Annotated in this window: 12 protein-coding genes; 2 read left to right on the top strand and 10 right to left on the bottom strand. The window is 74.4% G+C overall.

Annotated features, from left to right (window positions below; genetic code table 11):
* Together NBZ83_RS21435 and NBZ83_RS21430 are read left to right on the top strand one after the other, a co-directional pair.
* The coding region (locus NBZ83_RS21435; RefSeq protein ID WP_308203811.1) for a glutamate ligase domain-containing protein at positions 1 to 594 on the top strand (594 nt) is incomplete at its 5' end.
* 115 nt (positions 595 to 709) lie between these two features.
* On the top strand, positions 710 to 1,237 hold the full coding sequence (locus tag NBZ83_RS21430) for a nitroreductase/quinone reductase family protein (RefSeq protein ID WP_261570291.1): 528 nt from the start codon (positions 710 to 712) through the stop codon (positions 1,235 to 1,237).
* Between the two features lie 98 nt (positions 1,238 to 1,335).
* Here the strand turns inward: NBZ83_RS21430 and murG are convergent, their stop codons facing one another.
* The 10 genes from murG to mraZ all read right to left on the bottom strand — a co-directional run bounded on the left by murG (position 1,336) and on the right by mraZ (position 14,346).
* Positions 1,336 to 2,466: an undecaprenyldiphospho-muramoylpentapeptide beta-N-acetylglucosaminyltransferase gene (murG, locus tag NBZ83_RS21425; protein ID WP_261570292.1), complete on the bottom strand. Its 1,131-nt coding sequence runs from the start codon at positions 2,464 to 2,466 to the stop codon at positions 1,336 to 1,338.
* A gap of 3 nt (positions 2,467 to 2,469) precedes the next feature.
* Positions 2,470 to 3,897 (bottom strand): putative lipid II flippase FtsW, encoded by a 1,428-nt coding sequence (gene ftsW / locus NBZ83_RS21420; protein ID WP_261570293.1) that lies wholly within the window; start codon positions 3,895 to 3,897, stop codon positions 2,470 to 2,472.
* A 2-nt stretch (positions 3,898 to 3,899) separates the two neighbouring features.
* On the bottom strand, positions 3,900 to 5,291 hold the full coding sequence (gene murD / locus NBZ83_RS21415; RefSeq protein ID WP_261570295.1) for a UDP-N-acetylmuramoyl-L-alanine--D-glutamate ligase: 1,392 nt from the start codon (positions 5,289 to 5,291) through the stop codon (positions 3,900 to 3,902).
* Between the two features lie 4 nt (positions 5,292 to 5,295).
* The gene (gene mraY / locus NBZ83_RS21410; protein ID WP_261570297.1) at positions 5,296 to 6,363 is read right to left on the bottom strand and encodes a phospho-N-acetylmuramoyl-pentapeptide-transferase; all 1,068 of its coding nucleotides are present in this window, start codon (positions 6,361 to 6,363) and stop codon (positions 5,296 to 5,298) included.
* 49 nt (positions 6,364 to 6,412) lie between these two features.
* Positions 6,413 to 7,816: a UDP-N-acetylmuramoyl-tripeptide--D-alanyl-D-alanine ligase gene (locus tag NBZ83_RS21405; protein ID WP_261570298.1), complete on the bottom strand. Its 1,404-nt coding sequence runs from the start codon at positions 7,814 to 7,816 to the stop codon at positions 6,413 to 6,415.
* Positions 7,813 to 9,387: a UDP-N-acetylmuramoyl-L-alanyl-D-glutamate--2,6-diaminopimelate ligase gene (locus NBZ83_RS21400; RefSeq protein ID WP_261575675.1), complete on the bottom strand. Its 1,575-nt coding sequence runs from the start codon at positions 9,385 to 9,387 to the stop codon at positions 7,813 to 7,815. Before NBZ83_RS21400 ends, NBZ83_RS21405 begins: the two co-directional genes overlap by 4 nt.
* A gap of 88 nt (positions 9,388 to 9,475) precedes the next feature.
* Positions 9,476 to 11,677: a peptidoglycan D,D-transpeptidase FtsI family protein gene (locus NBZ83_RS21395; RefSeq protein ID WP_438803326.1), complete on the bottom strand. Its 2,202-nt coding sequence runs from the start codon at positions 11,675 to 11,677 to the stop codon at positions 9,476 to 9,478.
* 119 nt (positions 11,678 to 11,796) lie between these two features.
* A complete protein-coding gene (gene ftsL, locus NBZ83_RS21390) occupies positions 11,797 to 12,672 on the bottom strand; it encodes a cell division protein FtsL (protein ID WP_261575671.1) in 876 nt (291 codons plus the stop codon).
* A complete protein-coding gene (rsmH, locus tag NBZ83_RS21385) occupies positions 12,669 to 13,655 on the bottom strand; it encodes a 16S rRNA (cytosine(1402)-N(4))-methyltransferase RsmH (RefSeq protein WP_261570304.1) in 987 nt (328 codons plus the stop codon). Before rsmH ends, ftsL begins: the two co-directional genes overlap by 4 nt.
* Before the next feature lie 259 nt (positions 13,656 to 13,914).
* The gene (mraZ, locus tag NBZ83_RS21380) at positions 13,915 to 14,346 is read right to left on the bottom strand and encodes a division/cell wall cluster transcriptional repressor MraZ (RefSeq protein ID WP_261570302.1); all 432 of its coding nucleotides are present in this window, start codon (positions 14,344 to 14,346) and stop codon (positions 13,915 to 13,917) included.
* Positions 14,347 to 14,446 lie beyond the last annotated feature (100 nt).

Below are 14,446 nucleotides of genomic sequence, written 5' to 3'. Positions count from 1 at the left end.
GTCGACGCGCCGGTGACGGCGACAGCGCTGGCCCCCGCGTCCCCCCCCGACCGGTCGGGGGCCATGCCGGCCCAGGCCGGCAGATCCCTTCCCCGGTCGCGGACCCTGCCGGCCACCCCCGTCGCCGACCCGCCGGGCGGGTGGAGCCTGGAGATCATCGATGACTACGCGCATCACCCGACCGAGATCCGGCTGACGCTCGCCGCGGCCCGCGCCCGGGCGCACGGCCGAGCGGTGTGGGCCGTGCTCCAACCGCACACCTACAGCCGGTTCGCCGCGCTACTCGACGGCTTCGCCACCGCCTTCGCCGACGCCGACCGGTTGTACGTCACCGACATCTACGCCGCCCGGGAGACCGATGACCTCGGTCGGCACCCGATGGACCTGGTCACGCGGCTGGCCGGGCCCGCGGCAGTCGGTTACGTGCCCTGGCCGGAGCTGGTCGACCGGCTCGCCGCGGACGTCCGCGACGCGCTGGGCGGCCCCGTCCCCGCCCAGGCCGGCGGCGTCCTGCTACTCACCCTGGGCGCCGGTACGATCACGACGGTCGGACCGCGGCTGCTGGCGGCGCTGCGCGAGGAGACGCCGCGCTGACGCCGACGCGGCGCCACCGGCGTGATCCTCCCGGCCGTGACGCTGCGTCGATGGTTGACTGCCGCAACACGTCCACCGCCGGCATGGCCGGCGGCGACCGGTGAGGATCAGGTGGATGTCAGACACGCAGGACCCGCGCAGCCCCGGCTTCGACATCCGAGCGGTCAACCAGACCGTGATCGCCGAATACCGGGCGACCGGTGGAGCACTGGAGAAGACGCTGCCCGGCTCTCGGCTCGTCCTGCTGACGACGACCGGGCGGCGCAGCGGGCGGGAACACACCACGCCGCTCGGCTACGTCACTGACGGCCCCTCCGACACCCCGGCGGGCAAGGATCAGCCTGGCGCCGAGGACCAGCCTGGCGGCGGGAACGGGCAGGCCGACCGGCACGGTCGCATCATCGTGTTCGCGTCCAACATGGCCGCCCCAGGGCATCCGGACTGGTACCGGAACCTCACGGCCAACCCCAAGGTCACCGTGGAGCTCGGCACCGACCGTTTCCCCGCGGTGGCCTCGACCGCCACCGGAGCCGACCGGGAACGGCTCTACCAGGCCCTGGTGGAGACCATGCCGGGTATCCGCGGCCACCAGGAACAGGTCGAACGCGAGATCCCCGTCGTCGTCCTGACCGCCCTGCGCTGACGCTCCCCCGCCGCCGACGCCGGCCATCCACGGGTCCGGCCATCCAGTAACACCCGGCCCCGGCCTGCCCGCGGGAGGGTGTCCGCGCGGGCGGGCCGTCAGGAGGCGGCGTGACGGGGCCTGGAGCGGCGGCGGGTTGCCGCCGCATCGCGGACCATCGCGACGATCGCCGCGGCGGCCTGGGGGTAGCCGGTGCCCGCGCACGCCGCCGACATCTTCGCCAGTTGCTCCGGCGAGGTGAGCACCGGCAGCACGTTCGCCAGCAGCCAGTCCGCGTCGAGGTCGGCGTCGTCGACGAGCAGGCCACCGCCGGCCTCCACCGTCGGCAGGGCGTTACGGCGCTGCTCGCCGTTGCCGTGTGGGAGCGGCACGTAGGCCGCCGGCAGGCCCACCGCGGCGAGCTCGGCGCAGGTCATCGCGCCGGAGCGGCACAGCGTCATGTCGGCGGCGACGTAGGCGGACATGATGTCGTCCAGGTAGGGCCGCAGCTCGTAGGGGGCCGGCAGGCCGCGGGGCAGCGCCGCCGCGACCTCGTCGAAGTTCTTCGGCCCGGCTGCGTGCAGCACCTGGACGCCCGCGCCGGCCAGCGGCTGCGCCGCCGCGGTCATGACCTCGTTCAGGCTGCGGGCCCCCTGGGAGCCGCCGAAGACGAGCAGGGTCGGGCGATGCGGGTCAAGCCCGTAGCGGGCCCGCGCGGCGCGGCTGGCCGCCGGCGAACGGTCGAGGGTGAGGATCTGCGCGCGCAGCGGGATCCCGGTGAGGGTCGCACCGCGCAGCGGGGTACTCGGATACGAGGTGGCGACGAACGAGGTGAACCGGGCGCCGAGCCGGTTGGCCATCCCGGGCAGCGGGTTCGCCTCGTGGACCACGATCGGAATGCCGCGGCGCCGGGCGGCGAGATACGCCGGCACCGACACGTAGCCACCAAAGCCGATGACGACGTCCGCCCGGACCCGATCCAACGTCGCGCCCGCCTGGCGCACCGCGTCGAACAGGCGGACGGGCAGCTTCAGCAGCGCGGGCGTGGGCCGACGCGGCATCGGCACCTTCGGCACCGTCGCCAGCTCGTATCCCCGCGCCGGCACCAGGCGCGCCTCCAGGCCGGTAGCCGTGCCCAGCAGGGTGAGCTGGACACGCGGCTCGGCGGCGCGCAGGGCATCCGCCACGGCGAGCGCGGGTTCGACATGGCCGGCTGTCCCGCCGCCGGCGAGCACTACGCTTCGCAACATCGGTCAAGACGATGACACATCAGGCCGGCCCGCGGACCGCCCGGTCCCGGTCACTCGCCCACCGGTGCCTGATGCTATGTCGGGGCCGTCGGCGGGCACGAGCTCCAGGTCGGGTCGCCGGGCGCGACGGCCGGGCAGTCGCCGCCGGCGCGCCCCGGCGCGCTCGGCCCGTGCCACCCGGCGCTCCTCGGCCCGTCGGGCCAGGTACTTCGCCGCCGCGGGCTCCGAGCGGGCGAAGGAGAGCAACATCCCGAGGGCTGCGAGGGTGGGCAGCAGCGCGGACCCACCGAAGGACACCAGCGGCAGGGTGACACCGGTGATCGGCAGCAGGCCGACGACCGCCCCCATGTTCACCACCGCCTGGACGATGATCCACGCGGTGACCCCGGCGGCGGCCAGCCGGACGAACAGGTCGTCGGAGCGGTGGGCGATACGCAGGCCCGCGTAGCCGAGCACGCCGAACAGCCCGACCACCACGAGGCTGCCGACCAGGCCCAGCTCCTCGCCGATGATCGCGAGGATGAAGTCGGTGTGCACCGCGGGCAGCACCTCCGGCCACTTCGCCCGGGACGCGCCGAGCCCGTCCCCCCACCAACCACCCGTGGACAGCGCGTAGATGCCCTGGACGGCCTGGAAGCCGTCGCCGCTGGCGTCGGCGAAGGGGTCGGTGAACGACAGCAGCCGCCGGATCCGGTAGGGCTCGACGACGGCGAGCACCGACGCCGCGAGGATCATCGAACCGAGCACGGCGCCGTAGAAGCGCTTCGGGGTGCCGATCACCCACAGGATGGTCAGCGGGACGACCGTCACGCAGATCGCGCCGCCAAGATCCGGTTCGAGCAGCATCAGCAGGTCGATGAACAGGAACATCGGGACCAGCGGGACGAACAGGTGCTTCGGGTCGGCCAGCAGCCGCCGCTTGCGCACCAGCAGGTCCGAGCACCACAGCACCAGCGCGATCTTCGCCAGCTCGCTGGGCTGGATGGTGATCGGGCCGACGACGATCCACTGCCGGGCCCCGCCCCGCACGCTGCCGATGCCGGGGACGAGCACAGCCATGAGCAGGAACACGGTGCCGGCCAGCAACGGGTAGGCCAATGCCCGGAACGCCCGCACCGGCAGCCGGCTGGCCGCGACGACGATCGGCAGGCCGATGCCCACCCAGATCGCCTGCCGGATGAACAGCGTGTACGCCGAGCCGAACAGGGCGTAGGAGCGCACGCTCGATGCCGAGAGCACCATGACCAGCCCGAGCAGCAGCAGCAGGCCGGCCGAGGACAGCAGCAGGTAGTAGGAGGCGAGCGGCCGGTCGAGCAGCGGCACCCGCAGCTCGGCGGTCTCGCGGTCCACCGGGTCGTCGTCACCGGAGCGGGCGGCCACCGGCCGCACCGACAATCCGGAGGAGGGCGACACCGGCCTCGAACCAGCCACGGCTACCCCTCTCGTGCGCGCACCGCCTCGGCGAACAAGTCTCCGCGGGCCGCGTAGTCGCGGAACATGTCCATCGAGGCCGCGGCCGGCGCGAGCAGCACCGTGTCGCCGGCGCGCGCGAGCGCCGCCGCGGCCTTCACCGCATCGTCCATGCCGGCGGCCCGTTCGACGGGGACATCGGGGGCGTGTCGGGCGAGCGCGACGCCTATCTCCTCGGCGCAGCGGCCGATGAGGACCGCGCCGCGCAGCACGCCGCGGGCGTCGCGGACGAGGTCGTCGAAGTCGAGACCCTTGTTCAGGCCGCCGGCGATCCACACGACCGAGGGGTAGCCCGCCAGGGAGGCCGCGGCGGCGTGCGGGTTGGTCGCCTTGCTGTCGTCCACCCAGCGGACGCCGTCGATCACGGCGACCTCGGCGTTGCGGTGGGCGCCGGCGCGGAAGTCCGCGAGCGCGGCGCCGATCGCCGCCGGGTCCACACCCTCGGCACGGGCCAGCGCCGCCGCGGCAAGCGCGTTGGAGATCAGGTGAGGGCCCGCGACCCGCAGGTCACGCAGGGCGACGAGCCGGCCGCCGCCGAAGGCGTGGTCGACGAGGTGACCGCCGGCCACGGTCAGCCCCGGGGCGGGTCGGGCCCCCGGGTCCCGGCCGAACAGCACACGGCGGCCTGGCGCCCCCGCGAGCAGCCGGGTGCTCGCCGCGTCGTCGGCGTTGCCGATGGCGATCGTCGCGGGATCGTGCCAGATCCGCGCCTTGGCCTCGGCGTAGGCGTCCGCGCCGCCGTGCCAGTCGAGATGGTCCGGGGCGACGTTGAGCACGGCCGCAGCCAGCGGTGCCGCGGTGAGGGTGTAGTGCAGCTGGAAGCTGGACAGTTCGACGGCGAGCGTGTCGTAGGGCGGCTCGGCGGCCACGGCTTCGACGATCGGCGTGCCGATGTTGCCGGCGGTGGTCGCGCGCCGGCCCCCCGCGACGAGCATCGCCCCGAGCATCTCGGTGGTCGTGGTCTTGCCGTTCGTGCCGGTCACGGCGAGCCAGCGGGTGGCGCCGCGCCAGTGCCAGGCGAGCTCGACCTCCCCCCACACCGGCACCCCCGCCCGCGCCGATCCGGTGATCAGCGGCGCGGTCGGCGGGACGCCCGGCGAGGTCACGACGAGCCCCGCCTCGCCGGGACCCGCCGGCAGCCCGCCGAGCTCCACCGTCGCGCCAAGCACCCGCAGGTCGGCGGCGGCCGCGCGGTGCCGATCGGAGTCGCCGGCGTCGACGACCCGCACCCGGGCGCCGCGGCCGAGCAGCGCCCGGGCCGCGGCGAACCCCGACACCCCGACCCCGACGACCAGCACCGGCAGCCCCGCCCAGGTGTGCGGCGCCGCGGCGCCGGCCGCCTGCGTGGAACTCATGGGGCTAATTACCTCCGTGGGAGAGGAACTCGGCGTAGAACAGACCGAGCCCGAAGGCCACCGCGAGGCCGGAGACGATCCAGAACCGGATGATCACCGTCGTTTCGGGCCATTCGGCGAGTTCGAAGTGGTGGTGGATCGGCGCCATGTTGAACACGCGTTTCTTCGTCGCCTTGAAGAACGCCACCTGGATCAGGACGGACAGGGTCTCGATGACGAACAGGCCACCGAGGACGACGAGCAGCAGCTCGGTCCGGCTGACGATGGCGATACTGGCGAAGGCGCCGCCGAGCGCGAGCGAGCCGGTGTCCCCCATGAAGATCTTCGCCGGGCTGGCGTTCCACCACAGGAAGCCGAAGCAGGCGCCCATCGCCGCCGCCGCGACCAGCGCCACGTCCAACGGGTCGCGCACCGCGTAGCAGCCCGCCGGGGAGTTCCCCGGCTCGCACAGGTTGCCGAACTGCCAGAACGAGATGACCACGTAGGCGCCGAACACCATCGCCGACGTGCCCGCGGCGAGGCCGTCGAGGCCGTCGGTGAGGTTCACCGCGTTCGACGTCGCCGCGATGATGATCCAGGCCAGCAGCGGGAAGGCGACGATGCCGACCGTCAGCGACGTGTCGCGCACGATCGAGATGTACGTCGATCCCGGCAGCAGCCCGGCGTCGTTTTTGAACCGGACCGCGAGCAGACCGAACGCGAGCGCGACCGCGGCCTGGCCGGCGAACTTCATCCGGGCGGTGAGCCCGAGGCTGCGCTGCTTGCGGATCTTGATCCAGTCGTCGAGGAAGCCCACGACGCCGAGCCCGGTCATCACCAGCAGCACGAGCAGACCCGAGGCGGTGAAGCCGATCCCGGTGACCAGGTGAGCGAGGAAGTAGCCGACCAGCGTCGCTACGATGATCACGGTGCCGCCCATGGTGGGCGTGCCGCGCTTGGTCAGGTGGCTCGACGGGCCGTCCTCGCGGATCTCCTGCCCGTAGCCCTGCCGGCGGAAGAACCGGATCACCCAGGGGGTGCCGAGCAACGACACGACCAACGCGACCATGGCCGCGATAAGAACGCCTCTCACGCGGGTGTCACCCGCGCGTGTTCGCCTCGGTACACCCAGCGGTCCGTACTCATGCCCCCTCGATCCCGGCGCCGACCACGCCGAACCTTGTCATCACGTCCTCGGCGACGCGCTCCAGACCGTAGGACCGGCTGGCCTTGACCAGCACGACGTCGTCCGGCCGGGCGAGCGCGACCACCGTCGCCACCGCCTCGTCCGCGTCCGCCACCCACACCGACTCGCCGTCCCAGGAGCCCTCCAGCGACGCCGCGAGATGGATGCGCCGGGCCGCCGGCCCCACCGCGATCACTTGGTCGATCCCGAGCCGGACGGCGAGCCGGCCGAGCGCGTCGTGCGCGTCGTCGGCGGCGTCACCGAGCTCCCCCATCCCGCCGAGCACCGCGATCGCCCGGCCCGCCCCGCGCATGTCGACCAGCGTCACCAGCGCCGCCCGCATCGACTCGGGGTTGGCGTTGTACGCGTCGTTGACGACGACGACCCCGGCGGCGGTCCGGGTGACCTCCATCCGCCAGCGGCTGCGCGCCCGCGCCGCCCCGAGCGCCGCCGCGGTCCGCTCGGGACTCAGTCCGAGGCGCAGGGCGACGGCCGCCGCCGCGAGCGCGTTGGGCACCTGGTGCGCGCCGACGAGGCCGAGGGTGACCCGGTGGCGCTCGCCACCGGCGAGCAGGTCGAACGAGGCATGCCCCAGCTGGTCGACGCCGACGAGGGCGCCGCACACGTCGGCCCCGGCACCCTCGCCGAAGGTGACGACCTCGCCGCGCGCCCGCGGCGCCATCGCCGCCACCAGCGGATCGTCGGCGTTGAGGACGACGGCGTCGCGAGCGGCCTCGGCGAGCTCACCCTTGGCCGCAGCGATCCCGCGCCGGCCGTCGGCGTACTCGCCGACATGCGCGCTGCCGACGTTGAGTACCACCCCGACGGACGGGCGGGCCACCGCGCACAGGGTCGCGATGTGCCCGAGGCCGCGCGCGCCCATCTCCAACACGACGAACGCGGTGTCCACCTCGGTGCGCAGCAGGGTCAGCGGCAGGCCGATCTCGTTGTTGAACGACCCGGGCGCGGCCACCGTCGGGCCGAGCTCGGCCAGCAGGTCGGCGAGCAGATCCTTGGTCGTGGTCTTGCCCGCCGAGCCGGTGACGGCGACGACGGTGGCGCGGGCGGTGTCGCGCACGTGCGCGGCGAGGGCGGCCAGCGCGGCCGACGGATCGGCGACAACGACCGCCGGCACGCCGACTTCCCGGGCGGCGAGCACCGCCGGCGCGCCCGCGGCCACCGCCGCGGCGGCGAAGTCGTGCCCGTCGGACCGGGCGCCGGCCAGAGCGACGAACAACGTGCCGGCGCCGACCTGGCGGGAGTCCACGGCAACCCCGCGAACCACGGCGGCCGGGTCGTCGACCGTGTCGAGGCGCCCGCCGGTCGCCGCGGCGACCTCGGCGAGGGTCAGCGGGATCATCCGCGCGCCGCCGCGTCCAGCGCCGCCCGCAGCACCACCCGGTCGTCGAACGGGGTCACCACCCCGGCCTGCTCCTGCCCGGACTCGTGCCCCTTGCCGGCGACGACGACGGCGTCCTGCGGGCCGGCGGCGGCGACGGCCGCGGCGATCGCGGCGGCCCGGTCTGGTTCGACCCGCACCCGGCTGGCGGGCACCGCGGCCGGCACCCCGGCGAGCATCGCGGCGAGGATGTCCGCCGGGTCCTCCGAACGCGGATTGTCGTTGGTGAGGATCGCGAGGTCGGCGAGCGTGACGGCGGCGGCCCCCATGAGCGGGCGCTTGCCGCGGTCACGGTCGCCGCCGCAGCCGAGCACGATGATGATCCTGCCCTTCACCAGGGGACGGACGGCCGCCAGCAGCGTCGAGACCGCGTCCGGGGTGTGCGCGAAGTCGACCAGGGCGAGGAACGGCTGGCCGGCGTCGACCCGCTCCATCCGACCTGGCACGCCGGGCAGTGAGCCGATCCCGGCGGCCGCGACGGCCGGGTCGACCCCGACCGCGACGAGCAGCGCCAGCGCACCCAGCGCATTGGCGATGTTGAACATACCGGGCAGCCGGACGGACAGTTCCACCCGCTCGCCGCCCGGCCCCGCGGCCAGTAGCTCGCTGCCGCCGGGACCGGCGGTGACGGCGCGGGCCGTCCAGTCGGCGGGGCCGTCGACGGCGAAGGTGACCGCGTCCGGGCGCCGGCGTGCCAGCCGCCGGCCCCAGTCGTCGCCCACCCCGATCACCGCGGCGGCCGCCCGGCCGGGCGCGAACAGCGACGCCTTCGCCTCGAAGTAGTCCTCCATCGTGGGATGGAAGTCCAGGTGGTCCTGGCTGAGGTTGGTGAACAGCGCCCCGGCGAAGTGCAGCGCGTCCGCCCGGTGCTGGGCCAGCGCGTGGCTCGAGACCTCCATGGTCGCCGCGTCCACGCCCCGTTCGACCATGGTCGCCAGCAGCGCCTGCAGGTCGCTGGCCTCCGGGGTGGTGTGAGCGCTGGCCAGCCGCTGCCCGGCGATGCGGGTCTCCACCGTGCCGATCAGCCCGGTGGTGTGGCCCGCCGCGCGCAGCCCGGCGTCGAGGAGAAACGCGGTCGTCGTCTTCCCGTTGGTTCCCGTGACGCCGAGCAGGCGCAGCGCCGCCGACGGGTCGCCGTAGATGCGGGCCGCCACCGGGGCGAGGGCGCGGCGCGGGTCGACGCTGACGAGCACCGGCAGCGCGGCCGCCGGGCCGCCCCCGGCGGCGATCCGCCGCGCGCCCTCGGCGTCGGTGAGCACCGCCACCGCGCCGCCGGCGATCGCGGCGGCGGCGAAGTCGGCACCGTGCACGTGCGCGCCGGGCAACGCCGCGTACAGGTCGCCGGGCCGGATCTGGCGGGAGTCGTGGGTGACGCCGCGCACCGCCGCGTCCGGACCGGAGCCGGTGGGCGACGCGAAGCCGGTGGGCGACGCGGCGGGCGCTGGTGGGAGCGCTGCGGCCGTGAGCACCGCGCGCAGATCAGCCAGGCCGCACGCGGTCGGGGCGGCCGGTCGGGGTGCCGGTGGGGTCACGCTGACGACCTTAGTGGGAGCAAGCGCGGCCACCGGCAGGGGCGCCCGGGCATGGCGGTGGTCCATCGCGCGGGCGGACGGGTCCGAACTACTTGTCCAGGTCGAGCCGGAGCGGCGACGGCTTCGTCGTCGGCTGCGGCACGCCGAGGGTGGTCAGGGCAAAGCTCATCACGCCCTGGAACACCGGCGCGGCGACCTGTCCGCCGAAGTACCCCTTCTTCGGGTTGTCCAGAACGACTTCGACGACGACCTTGGCGTCGTCGGCCGGGGCGAAGCCGATGAACGACGAGACGTAGCCCTGGTAGCCGCCGTGCACCGGGTCCGCCCGGTTCGCCGTGCCGGTCTTGCCGGCCACCCGGTAGCCGGGGACCTCGGCGAGCGGCGCGGTGCCCTCGTTCGTCGCGACCGCCTCCAGCATCCGGCTGAGCGTCGACGCGGTCTGCGCACTGATCACCCGCTGGCCGGGAAGATGCGGGGTGACCTGGACGGTTCCGTCCGGACCGGTGATGGCGTCGACGAGCCGGGGGGGGACCCGCACCCCGCCGTTGGCGACGGTGGCGTAGACCGACGCCATCTGCAGTGCCGTCGCCGACATGCCCTGACCGTAGGAGATGGTCGCGGCCTGGCTGCCCGACCAGTCCTTCGCGGCCGGCAGCAGGCCGGTGCCCTCGCCGGGGAAGTGCAGCCCCGTCTTCGCGCCGAGGCCGAAGGCCCGCAGCGCCTGCTCCAGCGCCGGACGCCCGACCCGTTCGGCGATCTCCACGGTGCCGATGTTGCTGGAGCGGGCCAGGACCCCGGCGGTCGTCAGATGCTCGACGCCATGCTCCTCGGAGTCCTTGATGCGCACCCCGCCGCGGATGATGGACGGCGGGATGGTCAGCGGCGTCTCCGAGGTGATGAGACCGCGGTCCAGCGCGGCGGCCATCGTGATCACCTTGTTGACGCTGCCGGGCTCGTAGGCGTCGCTGGTGGAGCGGTTGCCCAGCGACGCCTCGTCCTGCGGGAGGATGTTGCGCGGGTCGAACTCGGGTGCGTCGGCCATTGCGAGGATGTCCCCGGTGCGGGGGTCCATCACCACGACCGTGCCGCCGTCGGCCTCGGAGGAGCGCACCGCGTCGGCGATGGCCTGCTGGGCGTTCCACTGGATGTCACGGTCGAGGGTGAGCCGCAGCGCCGAGCCGGGGACGGGATCCCGCTGCCGGTCGTGTCCGGAGGGAATCTTGATGCCCTCCGGGTCGGCCTCCAGCACGCGCTGGCCATCGGTGCCCCGCAGCACCTTGTCGTATGCGAGTTCCAGCCCGCCGGCGCCCTTCAGCACGTCCCCGTCGCCGCGCCGCATGAACCCGACGACGTTGGCCGCCAGCGGCCCGGCCGGGTAGGTGCGGCCGCGTTCCTCGGTGATGCCGATACCGTGTAGCTGCAGCGCGCTGACCTTTTTCGCGACGTCGGGGGTCAGGCCGCGGGCGAGGTAGACGAACTTGATGTGCTTGGTCGGGTCCGTCAGCCGCGTCGTCAGCTCGGCGACGCTGTCGTCGAGCACGGGGGCGAGCTTGCGGGCGGTCGCGCCGACGTCCTTGACGCTCGTCGGGTTCGCGTAGATCGCGCGCAGCTCGACGTGCTGGGCGAGGGTGTGGCCGGACCGGTCGGTGATCGCGCCGCGCACCGCGGGCAGCACGATCATGCGCAGCCGTTCCGCCTCGGCCTGCGCCGCGTAGGTCGACGCGGAGAAGCCCTGGAGCTGGGTCAGGCGCAGCGCGAGGACGCCGAGCAGCGCGCACATGAACACGATCGTCACCCGCAGCCGCCGCCGCGGGCTGCCCAGCCGGTAGTTGCGCCGCACCGTCGGTCGCGGTGGCCGGCGCCCGCCGCCGGCCCGCCCACCGCCCCGGGCGGGCCGACCCCGCCCGGCACCGGACCCGCGGGGCGTCCCTCCCGGCCGGTAGACGCGCCGCCCCTGCGCCACGGCGTCGTCGAGGCCGTCGACGTCATGGAAGTCGTCGACCCCGTCGTAGTCGTAGTCGTCGAGGTCGTCCCGGTCGCGATAACGGCTCCCGTAGCCGCGGGCGGTGCGCGATTGGCCGCGTCCCTGCGCCGTGCCACCTCGCGCCGTGCTTCGGGTCGTGCCACCTCGCGCGGTGCCGCTCCGGGTCGTGCCGCTCCGGGTCGTGCCGCTCCCGCCCGGGTCGCCTCGGCGCGCCCGCGGATGCTCCTGCGCGCCTCGGGCTCGATCCGCCCGCTGGCCGGGTCGGCCGCGTGGGCGGCCGGGGTCGTCGTAATCCCGGTCATTCACCTGGCCGTGATCCGAATCGTCGTCGCGGCGCAACCGGCCTCCGTGCATGGAGGGCGGCGGCGGGGTCACCAGTCGTAGCCGGCCCCGCCCACGGCGAGGTGAGCCGGGGGGGGTGGAACTCACTGCCCGGGCCCACCCCGGTCAGCGCCGACGGTGCCGGTCGAGGTCTGCGTGCCGGCCGGCACCCCGGTGCCGGACCCGCTGCCGGCGGCACCCGCCACCGATGCGGTCTCCGAAGCCGGCTGCGACCCCACCGCCGCGCCGGCCGCCGAGGCGCCGACCGTTCCGCCGCCGGTCGCGGCGGTTCCAGCGGCGGGCGCCGCACCGGGCGCGGCCGTTTCCGCCCCGATGGCGGTGCCCGCGGCGCCGGCCGCGGCGGTACCCGCAGCGCCGGCCGCGGCGGTACCCGCAGCAGCTGTCGTACCCGCGCCGGGCGGGGGCTGCTGGCCGACCGGTGCGGGCACGATCACCAGTACCGACCCGCTGCCCGGCTCCCGGGACAGCACCCTGGCGCCGGGCGGCAGCGGCGAGCCCGGCGCGAGGTATTCGGGCACCCCACCGGGCACCAGGCCGAGGCGGCTGACCTGGTTCGCCAATGCCGCCGGGTCGGAAAGCTGGTCGGCCCGCACCGCGAGCGACTGCTCCTCGTCCGCCAGGGCGGATGCCCGGTTACGCAAGGTGTTCTCCTGGAACGAGTTCTCCATCAACGCGAGGTTGAGCCCCAACAGACCCAGCAGGCCGGCGCCGAGCAGCACCAACAACAGGACGACGAAAGGTCCCTTGCGGGCACCCGGCGGGGCCGGGCGGACCACCGTGAGCCGCGTCCGGGCGGGGGACCGCCGCAGCGGAGGGTCGAGAACCGGAGCCGTCGCCGCGGCGGTACGCGCTGCCGCGGTGCCCGGCACCCGGCCGGCCCGGGCTGCGGTGGGCGGGCCACCGGTGCGGCCACCGCCGCCCCGCCCCGCCCGAGAAAGCGGCTGCGCGGGAGCGGTCACGATGCACCTCCGAGGATGGGCTGGGCGCGGTCCGGATTCGGAGCCGTACGTTCAGCGGCCCGCAACCGCACGGACGCCGCCCGCGGGTTGTCGGCCTTCTCGACCTCGCTCGCCGGTTCCGCGCCGCGGGTGAGCCAGCGCAGCCGCGGCTCGGCACCGGCCGGCACCACGGGCATGTCCGGGGGCACCAGCGTCTCCGCGTAGCCGCGCAGCTCCCGCTTCACCAGCCGGTCCTCGAGCGAGTGGTAGGACAGCACGACGAGCCGACCGCCGACGGCCAGCGCGTCGAACGCGGCGGGCATCGCGCGGGCGAGCACGTCCAGCTCGGAGTTGACCTCGATGCGCAGGGCCTGAAAGGTGCGCTTGGCCGGATTGCCGCCGGTGCGCCGCGCTGGCGCCGGAATGGCGTCGCGGACGAGGTCGACCAGCCGCGCCGACGTGGTGAACGGCTCGTCGGCGCGGGCCCGGACGACCGATTCCGCGATGCGGCGGGCGAACCGCTCCTCGCCGTAGTGCCGCAGGATCCGCGCCAGCTCGACGGCGCCGTAGGTGTTGAGGACCTCGGCGGCCGTCCGGCCGCCAGTGGCGTCCATCCGCATGTCCAGCGGCGCGTCCCGGGAATAGGCGAAGCCGCGCGCATCGGTGTCGAGCTGCAGGGACGAGACGCCGAGGTCGAACAGGACGCCCTGCACCTGCGGCCACCCGAGCCCGGCGAGGACCGTGCCGATCTCGTCGTAGACGGCGTGGACAAGCCGGACCCGCTCGGGCGCGAGCGCGCGCAGCCGCTCACCGCTGTGTGCCAAAGCGTCGAGATCGCGGTCGAGACCGACGACGCGGACCTCGGGGAAGGCTGCGAGCAGGGCGGCGGCGTGCCCGCCCAACCCCACCGTCGCGTCCACCACCACGGCTCCGGGCGTGCTCAGGGCCGGGGTTAACAGTTCCAGCACGCGGTCGGTCAGCACGGGTGTGTGCGTGGCGTTCAGTGCTGAGCCTCCCTCGACCGCTCGTGGACCTCGTCTTCAAGATGTGCTGACGGGGGCTCGTCCGGTACGGCGGTATCCCAGCAAAGGCGTGCGGGCATCGCCGATGCGGCGGATCCGCACGTGGGATCGCCGGGCGTGGCCAGTCCCGCATGCTCCCCGCCGCGCCGGCCGCCGGGGAAGGGGCGGCCGGAGGGCAAGGGTGCGAGCGTGGGCCGGAACACGTGGGCCGGACGTCCGGATCGCGAGATCCCAGGGCAGCTCAGATGACTCCGGGCAGGACCTCCTCGGACAGCTCGGCGAAGCTCTCCTCCTGCCCTTCCAGGTAGGCCTGCCAGCGTTGGGCGTCCCAGATCTCGACCCGGGTGTTCGCCCCGTTGACCACGCAGTCGCGCGTCAACCCCGCGTAGGTGCGCAGCGGGACGGGAATGGTGATCCGCCCCTGCCGGTCGGGCACGTCATCGGCAGCCGAGGAGAAGAACACTCGGCTGTAGTCACGCAGCGCCTTCGCGGTGACCGGAGCGGTGCGCAGGGACTCGCTGATCCGGGTGAACTCCGCCATCGGAAAGACGTACAGGCATCGTTCCTGCCCCTTGGTGATCACAAGCCCCCCCTCCAACTCGTCGCGGAACTTCGCGGGCAAGGTCAGCCGCCCCTTGTCATCCAGCCGCGGCGTGTGGCTGCCGAGAAACACCGGCGACCCCCTGCCGCTGCCGGGAAGACAGCACCAGGTCACCCCGTGACGGTCACCCGTAAGCTCCTGCCCCCCACTGCGCGCCACTCTACCCCACTAC

This window comes from Frankia gtarii, from assembly GCF_025403375.1.
Classification (GTDB): domain Bacteria; phylum Actinomycetota; class Actinomycetes; order Frankiales; family Frankiaceae; genus Frankia; species Frankia gtarii.
This window is presented reverse-complemented; position numbering and strand designations above follow the sequence as displayed.